This window comes from Lacticaseibacillus hulanensis, assembly GCF_004010095.1.
GTDB classification, from domain to species: Bacteria; Bacillota; Bacilli; order Lactobacillales; family Lactobacillaceae; genus Lacticaseibacillus; species Lacticaseibacillus hulanensis.
Window position 1 is genome coordinate 33,143 of record NZ_RRYD01000018.1, and the last position, 21,456, is coordinate 54,598.

Consider the following 21,456-nt stretch of genomic DNA (forward strand, 5'->3'; position numbering starts at 1 on the left):
GTAAATAGGCAATATTTCACCACTGAATGTTTTGCGCCCCTCCGATTATTTGGCTGGTGTTAGCCCCTTTTCCAGGAACGCTACCATATGTTGGGTCTGATCCGCTAAATCGGTTGGTGGCAGCTGAACAAACAGGCGCACCGCCAGCGAGGCCATCGTCCCGACGACGAACTGCATCAAAATGTCGTTGGGCCAGTCAACGATTTCACCCTTCGCCTTCAAGCGGTCGATGTGCTTGCTGAGCTCGCCGAACAACCGACTGCCAATGTTACCGAGCACCTGCTGTTGCATCTCGGCATTGTTCAGCGCTTCACTGGCAATAATCTTGATAATCTGGTAATTGTCCGCAATGAACTCAATCCGGTTACTAACAAGCGCGGTGAGAAAAGCGTGCAGCGTCGCGTCCGCCTTTGTCCACTCGTCCGTCGCGAACTCCTGGGCCGCTTGCGGCACCACGTCGGACGCAAACCGGTTCAGGATTGTGTTTAGCAGTTCCCGCTTCGTCTTGTACCGCTTGTACACCGTCCCCTCGGCAACACCCGCCCGCGCCGCAATTTCCGCCGTTGTCGCCTTCTCAAACCCGTTTTCGGCAAACAAATCCAGTGCGGCCAGAATAATCTGCCGCTGTTTGGCGGTCAAACTGGTGTCGGCGTTAAGCGATTGGTTGAAGAAATAGGAAACGGTGGTTGGTTTGGTCATGATGTACCTCTTTCTAATATGGTAAGTCGGCGCAGGCGGGTTAGTCTGCATCGACTGTTAATTGGTAATCAGCTCGCAGCAAGTCCCCGAAAATTTGGGTTGGCCTATACTTTCCGGTACCGCCGCAACCCGCGGATGTTGAGGAAGGTTAAAACCACGAGGAATAGTAGCAGAATACCGATGTCAAAGCTCAGACCAAGCAGGCCCTTGCCGTACATGATAATCTGGGTCATCGCGTCACCAGCATACTTCAGCGGCAAAATGTAGGCAATACCCTGCACCCAGCCGGCTAATGATTCTAGCGGGATAATACCAGAGAAGAAGATTTGCGGCACGATAATAACCGGAATGAACTGCATCATCTGGAATTCCGAGCGGGCAAACGTCGACATGAGAATCCCGAATGCCAGTGCTACGACCGCAAGCAAGAAGTTGATGACCATGACCGCACCCAGGCTGCCCATGATTTCAACTCCCATCAAGTAAACGGTTGTCAGTACGATAATAATCGTCTGCACCAACGCCAGCCCTCCGTAACTAAGCATGTAGCCAAAGACAATCTCGCTGCGCCGGACTGGGGTCGCGAGGAGCCGATCTAGTGTCCCGCTGGTGCGTTCTTTAAGTAGCGCCATTCCGGAAATCAGGAAGACGAAGAAGAAGACGAAAAAGCCCATCAAGATTGGCACGATTTTGTCGAAGAACCCAGTGTCCTTATCGCCGTACACGTACTTGTTTTTGATTTTAGTGCTGGTTGTCACCTTCACCTTTGGCACCGATATGGCCGGCGTTTTTGCGCTCCCGGTCGTTGCATTGGCACTTGCTGCCATCCCCGCTTTTGCCGCCGCGACCTTTTGCGCCGCCTGCATTTGTTGCACCGTCGCCGTCAGCTTAACAACCGTGCCGCCAAGCCGCTTGATTGTGCTGCGCATTTGCTTGATGCCATTGGCCGATAGCGCGCCCTTGAAGGCTTGCTTAACCATCGTCGTCTTGGTCGCGTCCGTGTTTGCGTAAGTGACGGTGTATTGATTCGTGCTCGTTTTGCGGATTATTGCATCCACGTCCTGATTTTTGAGCGCCTTTTTTGCAGCAGAATTATCCTTCTTGGCCACCACGTCAACGTGCTTAATTCCGTTCAGCTCGGTCCGCACCGCACTGGGCAGGTCAACAGTGGCGATATTGACGCTCGTTGTGGAGTTCGCCGAGAAAATTAGCTTCATCAGGAACAAAATCAGGATTGGGGCGACGAACATTAACGCGAGTGTCCGCTTGTCCCGCAATAGCTCGGTCGTAACCCGCTTGGCAATTGCTAACGTCCGCATTTAATCCACCCCCTCAGCCTTGAGAAAGACTTCTTCGATTGTATCAACCGCATATTGCTTCTTTAGTGCGGCCGGCTGATCGAACGCCATGATTTTGCCACCGAGCAGCAACGCCACCTTGTCGGTTAACTCCGCCTCATCCATCACGTGGGTGGTAATCAGCACACCCCGACCATCCGCACGGACATTGGCCAGCTCCGCCCAGATTTTGCGCCGCAGCGCCGGGTCAATCCCCACGGTTGGTTCGTCCAAAATCAGCAGTTCGGGATCACCTAGCAGCGCGATTGCGAGCGACAGACGCCGCATCATCCCGCCGGAGTACCCGCTCACCCGTTTGTCCAAGTCACCAGTCAGGTCAACTACCGCCGCAACGTGGGCAATCTTAGCCGTCAAGTCCGCCTTGGCCACGCCCTTCATGTTCCCGAAAAATGTCAAATTTTCCCGACCGGTCAGCGTATCGTACAGCGCGTCATCTTGGGCCATGTAGCCAATGCGGCCGAGCAATTGTCGGTTTGGCATCTGCGTTTGCAACACGTGCGCCGTACCGCCATCAGCCACCTCCATCCCAAGCGTCGTCTTGATGACCGTCGACTTCCCGGCACCAGATGGCCCAATCAAACCGACGATTTCACCGGGCATAACCGCCAAGTTTACGTCTTGAAGCACCGTTTGGTCACCGAACTTCTTGACCAAGTGCTGCATATCAATTAATGGTTCAGGCATATTAACCCACTCCCCAACTCCGCGCGACTAGCTACGTGGAGTTTTAATTAGATTGGTGAGTCGTCACTCACTTAATGTACGGGAAAAGTGTACTGCACGGTTTGGTGAGTGTCAACTCACTTTTGAAAAACCTTGGTGCTGAATGCCTGGAGGGTTTAGAGCTTCGGCACTAACCACGCTTTTTGGGGGTATAAAAAATACGCCTAATCTTTTTGGGATTGGACGCATTTTGGTTGGAGTACGTGGAAAATAAATTGCTGGAGGGTGCGAGGGACGCGGCATAGTCGAGCTCCGTAGCCCTGCTCGTTCCGCTCAGCACGCTCCGACAACTGATGGCAAAATGCGCCATCAATTGTCAGAGCACGCTGCCACTTGTACTCAGCGGTTTACCGCTGTTAGTACAATGGACAGCGCCAGCGATGCTCACGAGCAAACCGGGCTGCTGCGCTCTGTTACTTTGTAATCACAATATCCGACGCCTTGATCTCTTTACCAAAGTAAGGAGCCAGTTCGGACTTGTATGCCTTGTTGAAGAAACCGTCCTTGGTCAGCTTCTTGATTTCCTTGTTGGTCCAGGTCAGCAGACCCTTGTTACCCTTCTTCACACCAGGTGCGATTGTGGATGCCGGGCCGAGGGTCTTAATGCCGACCGTGTACTTAGGGTTGTCCTTAGCCCATGCGAACAGGTACGAGTTGTCGTCAGCAAGTGCTGCTGCACGGCCGTTCTTCAGTGCGTTGAACTGCTGCGTCTTGCTGTCGTACTTCTGCAGGCCGACACTCTTTTGGCTCTGCGTGAAGTACTGTTCAGCCGTGGTCCCCTTGGTGACGATGACGTCCTTCCCCTTCAGCTGACTTACCTTGGTGATTGGCTTGCTTTTTGGCGAAACAACCCCAACGGACACCTTCATGTATGGGTCGGCAAAATCAATGACTTGCTTGCGTTCTGGCGTTACTGTGAAGTTGGCCAGTACCAGGTCCACCTTGTTGGCCTTGAGTGCATCCACACGGCCGTTCGCGTTAACCTGCGTGAAGACGGGCTTAACGCCGAGGTCCTTGGCGATGCGCCGCGCTAATGCCAAGTCGTAGCCGACACGCTTGCCGTCCTTGTTAATCCAGCCGTATGGGGGCAGGTCGCCAAACACGGCGATGCGAATCTTGCCCGACTTCTTAATCTTGGCAATTGCCGCGTTATCACTGGAACTAGAACTGGATGAACTGCTCTTCCCGCAGCCCGTTGCAAAAATCAAAATGGCTGCCGCGGCGGCCAAAGCACCTAAAATCCGAAACTTCTTCTTCATTGTTTGTTCTCCTTAATCTACTTACGCCGCGCATATCTTCCCAGAAACGCGGTGATTTAAAATTCCATGCTGGCCAAGAATTCTTGCGCACGTTTGGTTGCCGGATGCGCAAAGAACTCGGCCGTCTGCCGATCTTCCAGAATCTCACCGTCGCTTAGGAACAGAACCCGGTCTGCGACTTCGCGGGCAAAATTCATTTCGTGGGTTACCACAATCATGGTCATGTCGCGCTTGGCCAAATCGGTCATGATGTCGAGGACACCACGTACCATTTCGGGGTCAAGCGAGGCCGTCACTTCATCGAACAGCATCATTTCCGGGTGCAAGGCCAGCGCCCGCACAATCGCAATGCGCTGCTTTTGCCCCCCGGACAGCTGCCGCGGGTACCGGTCCGCGTAATCGGCCAGGTTGACGCTCGCCAGTAGCTTGCGTGCATCCTCTTCCGCCTCAGCCCGACTGCGGTGCTGCACCTTGAGTGGTCCAAGCAGGATGTTGTCGAGCACACTCAGGTTGGGAAACAGGTCGTAGCTTTGGAACACCATGCCGATGCGCTGACGCAGTGCCAGCCAGGTCGCCTTACTTGGGTGGACCGTTTCACCAGCGAAGGTGATGGTGCCGCCCTGGTAATCCTCCAGACCGTTCAGCGTGCGAATCAGCGTACTTTTACCCGAACCGGATGACCCGAGCAGCGCCACAACCTCACCCTTGTGGATGGCGAAATTAATGTCGTGCAGCACTTCCTTGCTTTGGTACGACTTCTTTAAGTGCTCCACCCGTAATAATTCTTCAGCCATTTGCTCGCTCCAATCGTTTCTTTTCCACCCGTTTTGCCCACTGTGATAGTGGTGCGCACAGGATGTAGTACAAGATGAACATCATGCCGTAAATCCAAAACGCGGCACTCGGGTTCTTGTGCCCGTTTGCTTCCACCAGCGTCTGGCCAACGTTGACGATGTCCATCACGCTGATCATCAGCAGTAGCGACGTTGTTTTGATGATGCGCGTTGCCAGGTTAATCGTCCCCGGCAGTGCCACCGGAATCGCCTGGGGAATCAGCACGTAGCGGAACAGCTGCGCCTGGGTTAACCCAATAGCGAGACCCGATTCCTTCTGGTGCACCGGCACGGATTCCAGCGCCCCGCGAACGATGTCGGACATTTCGGCCGCCGTCCACAGTGTGAACACCAGCACCGCCACCTCTTCCCCCGGAAGGTTGAGCCCGAACGTCTGGGGCAGAATGTAATACGCCACGAAGAGCAGAACAACCGTGGGCACGATGCGAAAAATCTCAAGGTAAATCCGCAAGATGATACGCAGGGGCCGGTTGTGCAGTGTGCGTAATGCGCCAAGCAAAACGCCGAGGATTCCGCCCAGAATCAACACGATAATGGCAACGCGCAGGGTCACAAGGAACCCGCCAAGGAGACGCTGCATGTTCTGACCGGCAAACAACACTTTAATTCCCGAAGCTAGCATAGCGGACTCTCCTTTCCAGCCACGTCAATGCAAGCGACAGTGGAATCAGAATAATTGCGTAAGCGACAACGAGCTCAAACAGGTACTCGTTGCTGTTGTAATACAGGCCAATGAGATCCAGCGCCGTGTTGGTCAGCTCCGGAATCGCGATGACCGTGAAGATGGATGTTTCCTTGATGAGGAAAATCACGTTTGCTGCTAGTGCGGGAACGCTCGCCGTCAGTCCTTGAGGCAAAACGACGTACCGCGCCAACTGCAAATCGGTGAGGCCAAGTGCCCGCCCCGACTCGATTTGGCTCTTACTTATTGCGTTATAACCACCCGTGAATGCTTCGGCCATGTAACTGCCACCAAGAAAAATCAAACCAAAAACCCCACTAACTGTGGCCGACAACTTCACGCCAAGGCCCGGAAGCCCGTAGAAGATGAAGAATAGTTGCACAAGTAGTGGGGTATTTCTTGAAATTTCGATGTAGACAGTTGCAAGCTGTCTCAATCCTGGTATTCGAAAATACTGAACCAGACTAATAATTGCGCCAACCAGTAGCGCGCCGAGAATGCCGATCACGGATAGCTTCAACGTGATGCCAAAGCCCGCCACGAACTGCGGTAAGCTCTGCGTGATGACAGTCCAATTCATTTTCTTGCCCCCTATTTTCTTGCACACACATGGCCATACACATTCGCATTGAAGTTCACTTCCAATTCTCATAGTTTTGCAACCAATCGGCTGTTGGTACCTAGATTACCCAGTTTGCGAATTAGTGTCAACGGAAAAAGCCAAATAATCCGTAAAAACATTGTATGGTTTATCGTGGACACTATGTATGGCAAAAACAAATAATAACGATATAGATTGTATGGATTTGGTAGAACAAAATGTGCCCCTTTTCACACTAAAAGCTGACTTTACACCTATTTGTGTACCGGCAGATGCGAGTATGCCACTGGCGCCCCCGCCGATTAAGAAACACCTCACTGCCAGTATTGGTGCATCTCCCGTAACCCAACACCGTCATTCAGAGTTATCAGTCACCGAAAAATTGCGCAAAAAAATTCGCAGACTCCCGAATGGGTAAAATGGCACCCACTAGTGATTCTGCGAAAATGTATTTGTGTTATTTAATCAACAAGAAACTTGGCGCGCATCTTTGCCATCCCCGCATCGCCGAGCCCTAAGCCGCTGCGCATGAACGTCGCAACATCCCCGAACTGCGCGTGAATCGCCGAAAACGCCGCGTCTAGGTAATCGGTATCCGTTGCGGCAAGGGCAAGAAGGTTGGTGCGCATCACGTCGGTGCCGTGGTGCTCGGATAACTTTTGCGTCAGTGCCTGCATGTGCTGGGCATTAGCCGCATTGGAATACATGTAATCGGCATTAATGAACTGCCGGTCCACGCCGAGCGCCGCCAGCATGATTGCCGCCGCCACCCCGGTTCGATCCTTGCCCATGCTGCAGTGAAAGGCCACACTACCTGGCGTTTTGATGGCCGTTTTGACAAACCGTGCCAAGCTGGCGCGCTGGACCTTATCCGTGACAATCTTGGCATAGCCTTGTTCCATTTGTTCGTGCGCGTCATCGTGTCCGCGCAGGTAAGTAAACAGCTGGAGCAGGCCCGGATTGTCCGCGGTCACCTGGTCGGACGCCATTGGTGCATGCACATAATCAATCTGTGGCACCCGCAAATCTGGATTGGCCTCAGTCTCCGGTAGCAGGCGCAAATCCACCACCGCGGTGACGCCAATGTCCCGCAGGTGGGCCAGGTCAGCGGCGGACGCACTGCTCAGTCGCGCCGTGCGCACCAGCATGTCGTCGCGGACCCAGTTGCCATCAGCTGTCTTTAGCCCCCGGTACGTTCGGGCGTTCCGGATGTGAACAAAATCAAGCGGTGCTGCGCCGCGCGGTAATATGTAATCAGTTGTCATACTAGCCTCCCGTGTCTCCGCCATTTTAGCATTAAATTTATTGACCACCAAAAAGCGTACGGCTTCGGCACATAACAAGGTCACGCGCAGTAATTATGTAACACTTGTTTCTGTTATTTTATCAAAAACAATTGACAGTTGCCCCATACGCGACTAAACTCAGTGTCAATCAAATAGATCTGTTTCCAAAACCGATGAGGTGGAGATCAAACCAGTTGTGCACGTACAGAGAGTCACGGTGCTGAGAATGTGACCGAACGCAGGCTGGCAAATGGACCACCGAGGGTTCCCGCGAAAGGTAACGAGTACCGGGAAACGTGTTGGCATACGTCAGTTGCCGGGAGAGTGTTGGCTCTTCGCTAAGCGTGACCGGATTAGGTTGCAATGCGTAGAGCCCGTAGTGGATAGTTGTCCAGTGCGGGTTTTTATGTATTCAGGGTAGTATATTTACGCTACCCGTCAAAACTAATCCAGTTGAATTAAGGTGGCACCGCGGTTAATCCGTCCTTAATCTACGTCTTCTTGACGTGGATTAAGGACGGATTTTTTTGTATCTAGGAGGCAATTATGTTAGCAAATTACACCAATATGAACGCAATTCAGACCCAGGCCAGCTGTACGGACGCCAAGAGTGCCCTCGAACTTGTTGGCAATTTACTAACCAACGGCGGGTTCGCCACCGCCGCCTACACCCAGGCAATCACGGAGAACTTCGCCGAGCACGGCGCCTACTTCGTGATTGCCCCGGGCATTGCGCTGCCCCACGCCCGGCCAACGGGGGTTAAACAATCTGGCATCAGCATTGTTACCCTCACCAGCCCGGTTGATTTCGGCAATGTCGCAAACGGCCCGGCCGACCTCCTGATTGGACTAGCGGCAACCGGCAACAACGACCACCTGCAGTTGTTAGCAGAACTGGTCTAGATGCTCAGTGCGCGATGGCGATACGAACAACTAGTCGCAGCGCAAACACCTGATGCAGTCCTCAAGTTGCTCCAGGCATGACAATCAATAATTAGAATGGATGAAAACAATTATGCGAATTCTTACCGTATGTGGTGCCGGTGTTGGTACCAGCCTCATGGAAAAAATGTTTACCGAACAGATTCTGGACGAAGAGGGAATTGACGCAACCGTGGACAACGCGGACATCACTTCCGCAACACCAGATGATTACGACATCGTGCTGACCACCTCAATGTTTGCGGACATGCTGCCGGAGACCAAGGCGAAGGTCATCATCAACGACAACCTGATGGATCAAGACGGACTGAAAGCCAAGCTACTTGCGGCAATGGAGGACTAACCAATGCAATTTCTTCTTTACTTCATCAATAACGTTCTCAGCCAGCCCATCTTCATCCTCGGCCTGGTCGTTGTCGTCGGGATGCTGGCCGAGCACAAACCCGGCAGTAAGATTCTGCCAAGCACGCTCAAGGCCGTCATTGGGTTCACGATGATTAACGTCGGCGGCCAAACACTGGGCACCGCACTACTGCCCCTGCAGCAACTCATCGCCCACATCTTCAACATGAAGGCACCCGCCAGTGCAGACATCGGGGCCACCCAAATGGCCAGCCTCGCTGATGTTGGGACGGATATGGCCATCATCTTCGCCCTCGGGTTCATCATCAACCTGCTGCTGGCACGCTTCACCCCCCTGAAGTTCGTGCACCTATCCCCACACGTGTCGTTCTTCTTCGCCGGACTAATTGCCGCGCTGCTCAAGTTCGGGACCAGCCTCGACTTCCCGGCGCGCATCATCATTGGTTCCATCCTGCTGGGCCTTTACATGACCCTCACCTGCGCCTACGTGAACATCCTCATCAAGCCGGTCCGCGGCGCCGAGGGGTTCACCCTGGCCCACTCCAGTTCATCCGGCCTGCTGGTTGCCTCCATTCTCGGGGAGTTATTTGGGAACAAAGACCACGACCTTGAAGACATGAAGCTGCCGAAGAAACTGAACTTCCTGCGCGACATGACCGTTGCCTTGACCCTTGTCATGATGCTGCTGTTCTTTGTTCTCGGTCTCATCGCCGGGCCAACATTTAGCATGACCCACGTGGCGGGCGGCAAGGACATCGTGGTCTTCGCCATCACCAAGGGCGTGGAGTTCGGCATGTGGATTACCGTCATTCTCGCCGGTGTTCGGATGATGCTGGCGGAGATCATCCCCGCATTCCACGGTATTGCTAAGCGCCTGATTCCTAACGCGAAGCCCGGTCTCGACGTGCCCCTGCTGTTCCCGCAGTACCCAACCAGCGTCATCGTTGGTTTCCTCATGAGTCTGACCACCGGGATTATTGGGATGCTGCTGCTCGCGGCGTTCCACTACCCCATCATCGTCTTCCCCGCACTCATCCCGACCTTCTTCACCGGGGCGGCCACCGCTATTTTTGGCGATGCACACGGCGGCCGGCGCGGCGCCATTCTTGGGTCTGGCGCGAACGGCTTCATCCTTATTTTCGGCCAGGCGCTGCTACTGCCACTGGTCGGAACCTATGCACCAATCATGCGGATTCTGAGTGAAACCGACTACTGTGTTTACGGGCCACTGCTTGGTGGTTTCCTCAAACTATTGCATTTTAACTAACACGTAAAACTGTTTATTTAGAAGGAGAAATTTATCATGACTGAAACTTACACACCTGAACAATCAATGAAATCCGGTCGTTACCTCGATTACGGCGGCCAGTACTTACCAGAAATTCTGCTGCCAGAAATCAAACGCGTCGAGGCGGCGTACAACAAATACAAGGACGACCCCGACTTCTTGAACGAATTCCACACGTTGCTGCGCGAATACGCCGGCCGACCATCGCTGCTCTACTACGCCAAGAACATGACCGAAGACCTCGGTGGCGCGCAGATTTACCTCAAGCGTGAGGACCTCAACCACACCGGTGCCCACAAGATCAACAACGTGATTGGTCAGGCTCTCATTGCAAAACGCATGGGCAAGAAACGCCTGATTGCCGAGACCGGCGCAGGCCAGCACGGGGTTGCCACCGCCACCATCGCCGCACTGTTCGGCATGGAATGCGAAATTTTCATGGGCAAAATGGACACCGACCGGCAACGGCTCAACGTTTATCGTATGGAACTACTCGGTGCTAAGGTGCACGCCGTCACGAGCGGCTCGCAGGTGCTCAAGGACGCCGTTAACGCCGCCCTGCAAAACTACGCCGCCCGCAGCAAGGACACGTTCTACGTCATGGGCTCCGCGGTTGGTCCGCACCCCTTCCCCGCAATGGTCCACGATTTTCAAAGTGTCATCAGTAAGGAATCCAAGCAGCAACTGCAAGACGTTGCCGGACGTCTGCCCGATTACGTTGTTGCCTGTGTCGGCGGTGGGAGCAACGCCATTGGTAGTTTTGCCGAATACATCGAGGACCCGACCGTGCAGCTGATTGGCTGTGAGGCTGCCGGCAAGGGTGTGAACACAAGTAAGACCGCCGCAACCATGAAGCTCGGCTCAACCGGCATTTTCCACGGAATGAAGTCCCGCTTCCTGCAGAACAAGGATGGCCAAATCGACGCGGTCTACTCCATCTCCGCTGGCCTTGACTACCCTGGCGTGGGCCCCGAACACGTTGCGCTCATGGACTCCGGGCGCGCCCAGTACGTTCCCATCACCGATGATGAAGCCGTGAACGCCTTCGAATACATCGCCAAGGAAGAGGGCATCATCGCCGCCATCGAGAGTTGCCACGCCGTTGCCGAGGTGCAAAAGCTCGCGCCAACCCTGCCTAAAGACAAAATTATCATCTGCACACTGTCCGGCCGGGGCGACAAGGACGTTGCGTCAATCGCCAAATACCGCGGCATCGAACTGAACGAGGACTAACCGTCAAAAGGAGCAACTAACATGATTACACAGGCAATTCAATCAATCACAAGCGGCAACGACCTAACTTTTGCCGAAGCCGAAGCTGTCATTAACGAAATCATGGACGGAACCACCAGCAACACCCAGATTGCCGCACTCCTCACCGCGCTGACGATGAAGGGCGAAACCGTTCCCGAAATCGCGGGGGCAGCCAGCGCCATGCGCGCACACGCGTTGCCATTCGACGCCGGGGAAAACGTTCTGGAAATAGTCGGGACTGGTGGTGATCACGCGAACACCTTCAACATCTCCACCACCACGAGCTTGGTCGTAGCTGCGGCGGGTACACCGGTCGCCAAGCACGGTAACCGCTCCGCATCCTCCAAGAGTGGTGCCGCCGACGTGCTCGAGGCCCTGGGCGTGAACATCAACGCCGATCCCGCAGTCAGCGAAAAAACGCTGCACGACATCGGCATCTGTTTCCTGTTTGCCCAGGAATACCACCAGGCCATGCGTTTTGTCGGCCCCGTGCGCAAGGAACTCGGCATCCGCACTATCTTCAACATTCTGGGGCCACTGGCGAACCCGGCGCACGCCACCGCACAGCTACTCGGTGTTTACGATGCCGACCTGATGGACCCGCTAGCACACGTGCTGGCCGAACTGGGCGTTAAGAACGCTCTCGTCGTCCACGGTGAAGACGGACTCGATGAAGTCACCACCGCCGCACCAACGGAGGTCATCACTGTTCGCGGCGGCGAGTTCACGCGCAGCACCATTACGCCAGAGGAATTCGGTCTAACCCGCGCCACCAAGGCGGACCTGCTGGGCGGCACGCCAGCGGAAAATGCCGCGATTACCCGCGCCATCCTCGCCGGCACGCCCGGGCCCAAGCTCGACACGGTGCTCCTGAACGCGGCCTGCGCTCTGCACACTGCTCGGCCTGAACTGAGCATTCAGGATGCACTGGCCTTGGCCAAGACAACCATCGACAGCGGCGCGGCAACCGCCAAACTAAACGAGCTGATTAACAGTACCCACCAGGCGATGAGCGCATGATTCTAGACGATTTAGTCGCTGCAACCAAAACGCGGCTCGCAGCGAGCAAGCAGCTAGTCCCCCTATGTTCGATGCAGAAGTTAGCACAACAAGCGCCCGCAACGAACCCCGCCGACGTGTACCGCGCCCTATCCGGCGAGCAGCTAGCCATCATCGCCGAGGTGAAGGCCGCGTCGCCATCCAAGGGCCAAATCGCTACGAACTTTGATCCTGTCGCCACCGCAACGGCCTACGCAGCTGCGGGCGTCAACGCGATTTCCGTTCTGACCGAACCCACCTATTTTCACGGTGACATCAATTACCTTCGCCAAATCCGGGCGCACGTGAATACGCCCCTTTTGCGCAAGGACTTCATCATCGACGCTTACATGATTGATGAAGCTAAGGCCGCGGGCGCCAACCTCATCTTGCTCATCGTCGCAATTCTCACCGACGAGCAGCTCCGCAGTTACATGCAGTTGGCGGAGTCGCTCGGCCTCGCCGCACTGGTCGAGGCGCACAGCCCTGAGGAAATAAGGCGCGCGTTAGCAGCTGGCGCCCGAATCATTGGGGTCAACAACCGCGACCTGCGCGATTTCACCGTTGACTTGAACCACAGCATCAACCTGCGTCCGCTAGTTCCAAGCAACGTGATTTTTGTCGCCGAAAGTGGTATTAAAACGCCGGGTGACACGGCCAAGCTGCGGGATGCGGGCGTCGATGCCGTCCTCATTGGCGAAACCTTGATGCGCGCCAAGGACAAGGCGGCCACAATCGCGGCACTACGGGGAGGCACTGAGGATGACTAAGGTGAAAATTTGCGGGCTAATGACGGCAGCCGATGTCGCCATCGTGAACGCCGCCCACCCCGATTACGCGGGCTTTGTCTTCGCGCCCGGCAGGCACCACGTAACCTTGACCAAGGCGCAGGAACTCCGCGCATCCCTTGCACCGGACATCATCAGCGTCGGCGTGTTCGTTGACACACCCCTGGATGAAATGCTGGCAGCCGTCAGCAGCAAGGCCATCAGCGTGGTTCAGTTGCACGGCAGCGAGCCTGAGCCCATCGTGCAGCTGCTTCAGGAACGTGGCGCCAAGGTAATTCGCGTCTTCAAGGGCAACCGCACCGCTCTGCCGCAGACCAGCGCCGATTTTGTCATGGTCGATGCAGGCGCCGGTAGTGGCCAGACCCTTAACTGGCAACAAGTCCCGTCCGCAGCGAAACCATTGTTTCTTGCTGGTGGCCTCACCCCAGCAAACGTCGGCGCGGCCATCGCGACCGTCCATCCGTTTGCCGTCGATGTTTCCAGCGGCGTTGAGGGTAAGCACGGCAAAGACCCCGACCTGGTTGCAGCCTTCATCAATAACGCCCGCGCGGCTTCATAATAGAAAGGAAAATCATCACATGAGTAAACTCACAGCAGCTTTTACCAAGGGGAAGGCATTCATCCCCTTCATCGTCGCCGGTGACCCCGACGAGGACAGCACCGTCAGCAACATTATCGCCATGGCTAAGGCCGGCGCGGACATCATCGAACTAGGCATCCCGTTTTCCGACCCAGTTGCTGATGGACCCGTAATCCAGGAGGGCGACCTGCGTGCTTTTGCTGGCGGCATAACCGTCGATGCGGTCTTTGACATCGTCGCCAAGGCGCGCAAACAGGTCGACACCCCGTTTGTCTTTTTGACCTACGCCAACATTCCCTTCAAGTACGGCTACGACAAGTTCTGTGCTCGGTGTGCCGAACTCGGCGTGAACGGTCTGGTAATCCCGGACCTACCAATTGAAGAACAGGACGAAATTCGCCCGTTCACACAAAAGTACGGACTGGATCTCATCATGCTCATCACCCTCAATTCCGGCGACCGGGTGCCCGCACTGGCCAAGAAGGCGGAGGGCTTCATCTACGTGGTCAGCTCGGAAGGCATCACCGGGGAGCGCGACGAGTTCGACGCCCGCCTGTCCGGACTGTTTAACGAAATCAAGAAGTACACCGACGTTCCGGCCGCAATCGGCTTTGGGATTCACACACCGGAACAGGCAGCCGACTTGTCCCGCTTCGCTGACGGAATCATCGTCGGTTCAGCCATCGTCGACATTGCCGCCAAGTACAAAACGGCCGCGGCACCAGAAATTGGCAAATACACAGAAGCAATGAAGGCAGCCATCAGCTAAACAGTGGCTCGGTGCTGCGCCTAGGCGTGGCAACAAACAAAATGGGAGTGCCAACCGCGATTTTTGCGGTTGGCACTCCCATTTTTCTTTGCGTAACAAATTCAGGTTTGTGTGTGAAGCGAAAGGACGTAATTGCGCAATCGATTAGTCGTCAAACCACTAAGTTCAATGCGAGTTACACGCTAGCTGCGCACAACCGTCTTGCGCGGATTGCGAGCGCGCAGTGCGGCCAAAATCGTGACGGTGTCGACGACTTCCTGGAACAGTGCCCCTATAATCGCCGGAATAATCCCGGTACTTGCAATCAACATCAAGACGGTACAAATCCCAATCCCGATGAGCACGGATTCGCGCGCAATTCGCATCGTGTCCTTCGCAATGGCAACGGCCTCGCCGACCTTGCTCAGGTCATCGCGTAAAATCACCACATCGGCGGATTCGCTGGCCGCGGTGGCGCCGTGTGCCCCCATCGCAATTCCGGCATCAGCAGCGCTCAGTGACGGCGCATCGTTCACACCATCGCCAACCATGATCACCGGCCGCTTGCCCTTGGGGACGTTGCGAATCACGTTAATCTTGTCCATCGGCAACTGCTCTGCGTACACTTCATCGATGCCGACGTCCTTAGCAATCGCCTCAGCAATCGGCTTGCGGTCACCCGAAATCATCACGAGGTTGTGAACACCAAGCGCATGCAAGCTCGTCATCGTCGCACGTGCTTCCGGCCGCAGTTCGTCGGCGAAATCAATGTAACCGGCGTAAGCGCCATCGATGCTGACGTACACCGCGGTCACATCACTTGCTGGCTCCACGCCAACAAAACCAGCCTTCCCAACGAGAATCTGTTGACCATTGACGGTCGCCGAAACGCCGGCACCGGTTTTTTCGCTTACGTTAGTCGCAACCGGCAAATTATCCCCCGCGCTCTTCACTAACGACCGCGCCAAGATGTGCGCCGAGTGGTGTTCTGCCGCCGCGGCCAGTTGAAGCAGCGTGTCCGCATCGAGTAAATCCGGCTTTGCTGGGTGCACACCATCGACGCGCAAAACGCCGCGGGTGATTGTCCCCGTTTTATCGAACGCCGCCGTCTTTGCTGCGGCCAGCTTTTCAATCGCCGCCCCCGTCTTAACCACAATCCCGTTACGACTGGTACGGCTCATCCCGGAAACTAGGGCAATTGGTGCCGCCAGAATGAGTGGGCACGGTGACGCAACCACGAGCACCTCGGCGAACCGCACCGGACTGCCGGCAAAATACCAAGCAATGCCCGCAATGACGTAGGCGAGAATGGTAAACGGCACCGCGTAACGGTCGGCCATCCGCACAAACGGTGCCGGGCGGGAAATTGATTCTTTGACCAAGGCCACGATGCTCTGGTACTGACTGTCCGCGGCACTGGCGCTGGCCCGCATGGTCAGGGCACCATCCCCGTTAACACTCCCAGACATCAGCTTAGCGTCTTTTGCTTTCGGCGCCGGCCGTGATTCACCAGTTAAACTGGCCTCGTCAACATCGGACACCCCGCTCAGAACGACCCCGTCGACCGGGACCACTTCCCCCGGCCGCACAATGAGCGTGTCGCCAACTTTAACGCTGTCGGCCGGCACGTTCTGCAGCTTGCCATCCACCATCACGTGCGCAGAAGTTGGGTTCCCGGCAAGCAGGCTCCGCAATTCACTGTTGGCCCGGTGCGCGGCATAATCCTCCAGCGCGTCGCCCCCGGTGAGCATGAGCAACACAATCAGTCCGGCCCAGAACTCACCCACGGCAATCGTGGCAACAACGGCCGTGATTGCGAGCAGGTCCACCCCGAATTTGCCTGAGCGCAGGGTTTGTATCATTTCCCAAAACATAATCGCTGCGAGAATCAGACCGGCCCCAGTGATTAACCAGTTAGCAACACGCACCTGGTGCGCACCCCACGTAAGGTAAGCTGCCAATATGCCCACGGTTAATACAAACCACAGGCGCCAATACGTTTTTAAAATCCGCATCGTCTTTTCCTCCCAACCAAACTTGTAATTACTTGTTATTACTATTATAACGGTTTCCACCCACCTTGTGCAAGTTGAGCCATTTTACTTACGAAAAAGAATGCTATTGCGGGCCAAAATTGGAAATTATCCGTAAAAATACACAAAAACGCAACATTTAGCTATTATAATTTTTATTATTGGAAATTGTGACGGAAATTTACAGACAGCGCACCACTGACGTCCAATTTTGACAGCAAAAATTTTTGGGGGACTGCATCTTGGCTACACAAATAAAAAAGCGCAAGAAACCTTACCTATACGAGGTCGATCTCATGCGCGTCATCTTCATCTTCGGCGTACTTGCTAACCACGCCACCTCAATGGTCACTGAACCAATGGCCAGCACGGGCAAGCCGTACGTCATCATGCTGGCAACCCACCTGATTCTGCACTTCACGCGAATGGGGTTCATGTTCATCTCGGGGCTCGTATTATTCTTGCAGTACTACCACAAACAGAATAACGTTTGGCCCACGTTCTGGCTCAAACGGTACAAGGGTTCCGGGATTCCGTACATCTTTTGGAACGGATTCCTCACCCTCTTCACCGTTTTTGTTGGGGCGGGGAGCCTGTCTTTTGCACAATTTGGGACGCAGTGGTGGACCCACCTCATCAAGGCGGACGGCTTTTACATGTACTACATTTTCGTCATGTTCCAGCTGTACCTGATTTTCCCACTGCTCGTTTGGCTGTTTAAGAAGCTGGGATCAATGCGCAACCACCTGATTCTGATGGGGATTTCCCTAGCATTCCAAATCGCCTTCACGTTCTGGGCGAAATACTACTTCCCGTACATCAGTCACGCTGGCTGGCCGGACATCTTCCTGCACTATGGGAACAACATCTTGAGTTACCAGTTCTACTTCCTTGTGGGTGGTTTTTATTCTATTCACTACAAAGAAGTCGTGGCCTTCCTCGGCAAGGTCAAGTGGCCGCTGTATTCAATCACCGCACTGCTCGCGCTCGGCACGTTTGCCCTTTACCGCTTCAACACCGACGTTTTGGGGCTGACCCGGCACTACGCGGAACTCATTCACCAGCCATACCTCGTTATCTACGCGAGCTTCATGGTGGCGACGGTGTTCTCCCTGTCGCTCGGTTACGCAAAGCGGCACACCCGGCCGCGCTGGCAACCGTTCGCCAAGTTCGTCGCCCTGTCCTCGAAGATTTCCTTTGGGATTTACCTCACGCAGTCAATCATGCTGACGCTGATGACGGAAGTGATTGCCAAAATCCACCTGTCTGACTGGACGTGGCTGATTAGCGCACCACTCGTTTACGTCATCGCCTTGGGGGGCACGTGGCTGATTTCGTACTTCCTGTACAAGGTCCCACCGTTTGGGATTTTAATCGGCCGGCCCAACCTGCACTTTAAGAAAAAGGCACTCGCCGCAAAACCGCAATCCGATTCTGCCGAGCTGCCCGCAAGCAAATAATTGATAAAGGATCTTAAAAATGACAAGACTAACTGATAGCCTGCACGAACGCCTCGCAGCCGTGCAAAATGAAAATGTGGTTAAGGACGAAGCCTCTGGCACCTGGTTTACTGGTGCAGACATCGCGCGCGACATCGCCGTCTTGGACGCAGCCTTGCGCAGCGCCAACGTGGGGAAGGACGACGTCGTGCTGATGTGCCTGCAGAACTCACCCGTCTACCTGCCCATCAACCAGGCAATGTGGTCCATGGGCGCGACAATCCACCCAATTGCCCCATCCACCGGCCTTGATGGCTTAGTGGCTGACTTCAAGGAGAATCAGTACGCCGCCGTCTTCGTGGATGCACCCCGCGCCACCGCCTTTAGCGAAATCCCGTACGTGAAGGCGACCCCGCTGCCGAATCTCCTAATGGGCCAGGACATGGTACTGCTGCAGAACTTGCACCACAGCCAGCCGGCAAACTACGACGCACCGACCGAAGACACCCTGGGCATGATTTTGAACACATCCGGCACCACCGGCAAGCCCAAGGGCGTCGGCGAAACACATGCCATGATGATTAATGCCGCGAACCACGACCTAGAAAGCCATGAGTTAACACCAGCTGACACCGTTTTGATTGTGATGCCCATGTTCCACATCAACGCGCAACTCGTCCTCGTTCTGTCGAGCTTTTTGGCCGGGGGCAAGATGGTCATCGCCCCGAAGTTTTCCGCCTCGAAGTTCTGGCCACAGGTGCTAAGCAACGACGTCACCTGGTCCTCAGTGGTGCCGACCATCGTCACCATTCTGCTCAAGAACGAAAAGGCAAACGCCGCGTTCCGGCCGGACCACAAACTGCGGTTCATTCGCTGCGCATCATCCATGCTGACGGTTAGCCGCCACAAGGAATTCGTCCGTCGCTTCCACGTGCCGATTCTGGAAGGCTACGGCATGACCGAATCTTGCAGCCAGTGCACACTCAACCCACTGGACGCCATCAAAGTGGGCTCAGCCGGCAAGCCGTACAAGACCGACATTGCCATCGTGAACGGCGACAAATTCGTCCAGACACCAGGCTTCCGCGGCGAGATCGCCATTCGCGGCGATCACGTCATTACGGATTACATGACGCCACACCTCGATTCCTTCAAGGATGGCTGGATGCTAACCGGCGACCTTGGTTACTTCGATGAAGACGGCTACCTGTGGCTCGTTGGCCGCTCTAAGGACATCATCAACCGTGGTGGCGAAAAGATTAGCCCCACCAAGGTCGAAGGCGTCATCGAGCAACTCGACTATGTCCGCAACGTTGCCGTGGTGCCGGTTCCCGATGACATTTACGGTGAAGCCGTCGCCGCCATGGTTATCGACGGCAGCAGCGACGATGAGCTGCACCAAAAGCGCCGGGACGAGATCCTGACGTTCACCGCCAAGCACCTCGCCAATTACGAGCGGCCGACACAAGTATACTTTGTCGACCACTTCCCGCTGAACCCAACCAACAAGATTATGCGTCCGGAGCTCACCAAGCTGGCCACCGCAATGGGCCAGAAGATGCGCGCCTAACCTCAATAACTGCAAAAAATACCGCGACTGGCAAAACGCCCAATGCGTTCCGTTAGCCGCGGTATTTGTGTTTATTTCTTCAGTTGCTGGAGCCATCAGGGGCGATGCACCTGAGCAGCCACCCAGTTGGCGCCTTTGCCGTAAGTCTAGATGACGTGGCGCTCGAATGGCTGGTCGGAAATCCCATCGGCCAGAATCTTCTTGCTCCATTCCTTAGCGGAGAACAGGCTGTGGTCGCGGTAGTTCCCGCAACTGTACTTGTCCGTGCCCTGAACATCCTTCCACTCAATCTTGTCGGCAATTTCTTCAAGGGAGCTCTTCAGTGCCTTGGCCACTTCCGTCGTGCTGTGTTCACCCCAGGTAATAAGGTGGAAGCCGGTGCGGCAGCCAAATGGGGAGCAGTCAATCACACCGGTCAGGCGGTCACGGAGCAAGCCAGCAAGCAGGTGTTCAATCGTGTGCAGGCCGGCAGTTGGGATGGCATTTTCGTTTGGCTGAACGAGACGCAGGTCGAAGTTACTAATCTTGTCGCCCTTTGCCCCCTCTTCAACCGTAATCAAACGAACATAAGGTGCCTTAACCTTTGTGTGATCCAACGTAAAACTTTCAACTTTAGCCATAATTTGTAGCTTCCTTTCTGTGTCTCTTCGCTAATATTGTAACGCGAATAAGTTTGCGAAGTAACTCATTCGCAGATTACGCATCCGTGTAGGGATTTTCGCCCCACACTTCTTCCGCAATCGACTTAACCAACGCGAGCTTTGCAAACTGCTCGCTCTCGTTCAAGATGTTTCCCTCCTCGGTGGAGGCAAACCCGCACTGCGGCGACAGGCACAGCCGTTCAAGCGGGTGGTACTTCGCCGCCTCGTGAATCCGGTCAATGATGTGCTTGCGCTCTTCCAGCTGCGGGAACTTGCTGGTGATTAACCCGAGCACCACGTATTTGTCATCCGGCACCTGCGCGAGTGGCTCAAAGCCCCCCGCCTTCTCGGTGTCGTATTCCAGATAAAACGCGTGGTAATTCGACCTGGTGAAGAGCGGGTCGGCGATGGCGTTGTACGCACTCTTGCCCGACCAATCACTGTGGAAATTACCGCGACAGACGTGGGTGCTCAAAACCAAATCCGGCGGCCACCCCGCCGTGGCCGCGTTGTTTAGCTCCTGGTACGTCGCGGCCGTGGCCGCCAGCTCATCTGGGCTGAGCCGAAACGCCGCGACGTTCGTGTCGAGCGCCCCGGCGAGCACGCTCCAGGTGCAGTCATCAAGCTGCAAGTTCCGGCATCCGGCCGCGTACAGGTCGGCAATGACCAGCCGGTAAGCGTGCACGATGTCGGCGAGCAGCGCCGCGCGGTCTTCGTAATAGCGCACCACGGTCTTCTGATTCTCCGGTCGGTCCAATTCGAACAAGAGCTGCGCCGGTGCCGGAATGGTTTGCTTGACCACCACGTTGGCCGGTGTGTGGGCCTGCATGAACTTGAAGTGCTCCACAAAGGGGTGATTGTGCCCGTCAAGCTTGCTCGACAGCTGAACCGAGTCGGGCCGCGTCAGCCACTCATGGAACTGGTTGCCGCTGCTGCCCTGTGCGTGTTCCGCACCGTTTAACCCCCAGAAAAAATCTAGGTGCCAATATGCCCGCCGAAATTCCCCGTCAGTGACGGAGTGGAACCCAGCCGCCACCTGCTTGAAGATGAGCGTTTTAATTGCCTCATCCTCAGATGCCGTCAGCGCCGCGCGGTCAATCTTGCCCGCCGCAAAATCGCTTCGGGCCTGCTTCAGGAATTCAGGCCGCAGGAAACTCCCCACGAAATCGTAATGAAATGGTGTGTTGTGTGTGGTCATGTAATTCACCCCTGTTCGAAAACATGCTTTTGCGGGACGAATTGTCAACTCAAGTGCAACTTTTTACCCAGGTAAACTTCTGATGGCGTCTTCCAGCCTAGGACCTTGCGTG

Annotated in this window: 22 protein-coding genes; 11 read left to right on the top strand and 11 right to left on the bottom strand. The window is 55.2% G+C overall.

The window, feature by feature from the left end:
- Window positions 1-45: 45 nt before the first annotated feature.
- The 7 genes from EKN00_RS05980 to EKN00_RS06010 all read right to left on the bottom strand — a co-directional run bounded on the left by EKN00_RS05980 (window position 46) and on the right by EKN00_RS06010 (window position 6,155).
- The gene (locus EKN00_RS05980) at window positions 46-699 is read right to left on the bottom strand and encodes a TetR/AcrR family transcriptional regulator (protein WP_164848051.1); all 654 of its coding nucleotides are present in this window, start codon (window positions 697-699) and stop codon (window positions 46-48) included.
- A 104-nt stretch (window positions 700-803) separates the two neighbouring features.
- Window positions 804-2,018 (bottom strand): ABC transporter permease, encoded by a 1,215-nt coding sequence (locus EKN00_RS05985; protein WP_127849248.1) that lies wholly within the window; start codon window positions 2,016-2,018, stop codon window positions 804-806.
- Window positions 2,019-2,741 (bottom strand): ABC transporter ATP-binding protein, encoded by a 723-nt coding sequence (locus EKN00_RS05990; RefSeq protein WP_127849249.1) that lies wholly within the window; start codon window positions 2,739-2,741, stop codon window positions 2,019-2,021.
- Between the two features lie 452 nt (window positions 2,742-3,193).
- Entirely contained in the window at window positions 3,194-4,039 is an 846-nt protein-coding gene (locus EKN00_RS05995) for a transporter substrate-binding domain-containing protein (RefSeq protein WP_127849250.1), read from the bottom strand.
- A 56-nt stretch (window positions 4,040-4,095) separates the two neighbouring features.
- Window positions 4,096-4,833, bottom strand: coding sequence for an amino acid ABC transporter ATP-binding protein (locus EKN00_RS06000; protein ID WP_127849251.1), 738 nt, complete (start codon window positions 4,831-4,833; stop codon window positions 4,096-4,098).
- Window positions 4,826-5,515, bottom strand: a complete 690-nt coding sequence (locus EKN00_RS06005) for an amino acid ABC transporter permease (protein WP_127849252.1) — start codon at window positions 5,513-5,515, stop codon at window positions 4,826-4,828. The genes EKN00_RS06000 and EKN00_RS06005 overlap by 8 nt, the downstream gene beginning before the upstream one ends.
- Window positions 5,496-6,155 (bottom strand): amino acid ABC transporter permease, encoded by a 660-nt coding sequence (locus EKN00_RS06010; RefSeq protein WP_127849253.1) that lies wholly within the window; start codon window positions 6,153-6,155, stop codon window positions 5,496-5,498. Before EKN00_RS06010 ends, EKN00_RS06005 begins: the two co-directional genes overlap by 20 nt.
- A gap of 187 nt (window positions 6,156-6,342) precedes the next feature.
- Between EKN00_RS06010 and EKN00_RS10835 the strand changes: the two genes are divergently transcribed.
- Window positions 6,343-6,594 carry a hypothetical protein gene (locus EKN00_RS10835; protein ID WP_164848052.1) on the top strand — a complete coding sequence of 84 codons (252 nt, stop codon included), beginning with the start codon at window positions 6,343-6,345 and terminating at the stop codon, window positions 6,592-6,594.
- Between the two features lie 43 nt (window positions 6,595-6,637).
- Here the strand turns inward: EKN00_RS10835 and EKN00_RS06015 are convergent, their stop codons facing one another.
- Window positions 6,638-7,441 (bottom strand): tyrosine-protein phosphatase, encoded by an 804-nt coding sequence (locus tag EKN00_RS06015; protein ID WP_164848053.1) that lies wholly within the window; start codon window positions 7,439-7,441, stop codon window positions 6,638-6,640.
- A 567-nt stretch (window positions 7,442-8,008) separates the two neighbouring features.
- On the opposite strand from EKN00_RS06015, the gene EKN00_RS06020 reads away from it, so the two are divergent.
- The 8 genes from EKN00_RS06020 (at window position 8,009) to trpA (ending at window position 14,484) form a co-directional block, all read left to right on the top strand.
- On the top strand, window positions 8,009-8,365 hold the full coding sequence (locus EKN00_RS06020) for a PTS sugar transporter subunit IIA (protein ID WP_127849255.1): 357 nt from the start codon (window positions 8,009-8,011) through the stop codon (window positions 8,363-8,365).
- Between the two features lie 109 nt (window positions 8,366-8,474).
- The gene (locus tag EKN00_RS06025; RefSeq protein WP_127849267.1) at window positions 8,475-8,747 is read left to right on the top strand and encodes a PTS sugar transporter subunit IIB; all 273 of its coding nucleotides are present in this window, start codon (window positions 8,475-8,477) and stop codon (window positions 8,745-8,747) included.
- A gap of 3 nt (window positions 8,748-8,750) precedes the next feature.
- Window positions 8,751-10,034 (top strand): PTS ascorbate transporter subunit IIC, encoded by a 1,284-nt coding sequence (locus EKN00_RS06030; protein WP_127849256.1) that lies wholly within the window; start codon window positions 8,751-8,753, stop codon window positions 10,032-10,034.
- A gap of 36 nt (window positions 10,035-10,070) precedes the next feature.
- Window positions 10,071-11,288, top strand: a complete 1,218-nt coding sequence (gene trpB / locus EKN00_RS06035) for a tryptophan synthase subunit beta (RefSeq protein WP_127849257.1) — start codon at window positions 10,071-10,073, stop codon at window positions 11,286-11,288.
- A 21-nt stretch (window positions 11,289-11,309) separates the two neighbouring features.
- Complete coding sequence (gene trpD, locus EKN00_RS06040) at window positions 11,310-12,329, top strand: anthranilate phosphoribosyltransferase (RefSeq protein WP_127849258.1); 1,020 nt, start codon at window positions 11,310-11,312, stop codon at window positions 12,327-12,329.
- Complete coding sequence (gene trpC / locus EKN00_RS06045; RefSeq protein ID WP_127849259.1) at window positions 12,326-13,117, top strand: indole-3-glycerol phosphate synthase TrpC; 792 nt, start codon at window positions 12,326-12,328, stop codon at window positions 13,115-13,117. The genes trpD and trpC overlap by 4 nt, the downstream gene beginning before the upstream one ends.
- On the top strand, window positions 13,110-13,694 hold the full coding sequence (locus tag EKN00_RS06050; RefSeq protein ID WP_127849260.1) for a phosphoribosylanthranilate isomerase: 585 nt from the start codon (window positions 13,110-13,112) through the stop codon (window positions 13,692-13,694). The genes trpC and EKN00_RS06050 overlap by 8 nt, the downstream gene beginning before the upstream one ends.
- 19 nt (window positions 13,695-13,713) lie before the next feature.
- On the top strand, window positions 13,714-14,484 hold the full coding sequence (trpA, locus tag EKN00_RS06055) for a tryptophan synthase subunit alpha (RefSeq protein ID WP_127849261.1): 771 nt from the start codon (window positions 13,714-13,716) through the stop codon (window positions 14,482-14,484).
- A gap of 182 nt (window positions 14,485-14,666) precedes the next feature.
- Here the strand turns inward: trpA and EKN00_RS06060 are convergent, their stop codons facing one another.
- Window positions 14,667-16,478, bottom strand: coding sequence for a heavy metal translocating P-type ATPase (locus EKN00_RS06060; protein WP_127849262.1), 1,812 nt, complete (start codon window positions 16,476-16,478; stop codon window positions 14,667-14,669).
- Window positions 16,479-16,738: 260 nt separating this feature from the next.
- On the opposite strand from EKN00_RS06060, the gene EKN00_RS06065 reads away from it, so the two are divergent.
- The gene (locus EKN00_RS06065; RefSeq protein WP_241559466.1) at window positions 16,739-17,956 is read left to right on the top strand and encodes an acyltransferase; all 1,218 of its coding nucleotides are present in this window, start codon (window positions 16,739-16,741) and stop codon (window positions 17,954-17,956) included.
- A gap of 19 nt (window positions 17,957-17,975) precedes the next feature.
- Entirely contained in the window at window positions 17,976-19,505 is a 1,530-nt protein-coding gene (locus EKN00_RS06070) for an AMP-binding protein (protein ID WP_127849263.1), read from the top strand.
- A 146-nt stretch (window positions 19,506-19,651) separates the two neighbouring features.
- Here EKN00_RS06070 and EKN00_RS06075 read toward each other — a convergent pair whose 3' ends face one another.
- Together EKN00_RS06075 and EKN00_RS06080 are read right to left on the bottom strand one after the other, a co-directional pair.
- Entirely contained in the window at window positions 19,652-20,125 is a 474-nt protein-coding gene (locus tag EKN00_RS06075) for an S-ribosylhomocysteine lyase (RefSeq protein ID WP_127849264.1), read from the bottom strand.
- A 76-nt stretch (window positions 20,126-20,201) separates the two neighbouring features.
- The gene (locus EKN00_RS06080; RefSeq protein WP_127849265.1) at window positions 20,202-21,344 is read right to left on the bottom strand and encodes a 5-methyltetrahydropteroyltriglutamate--homocysteine S-methyltransferase; all 1,143 of its coding nucleotides are present in this window, start codon (window positions 21,342-21,344) and stop codon (window positions 20,202-20,204) included.
- Between the last annotated feature and the right edge of the window lie 112 nt (window positions 21,345-21,456).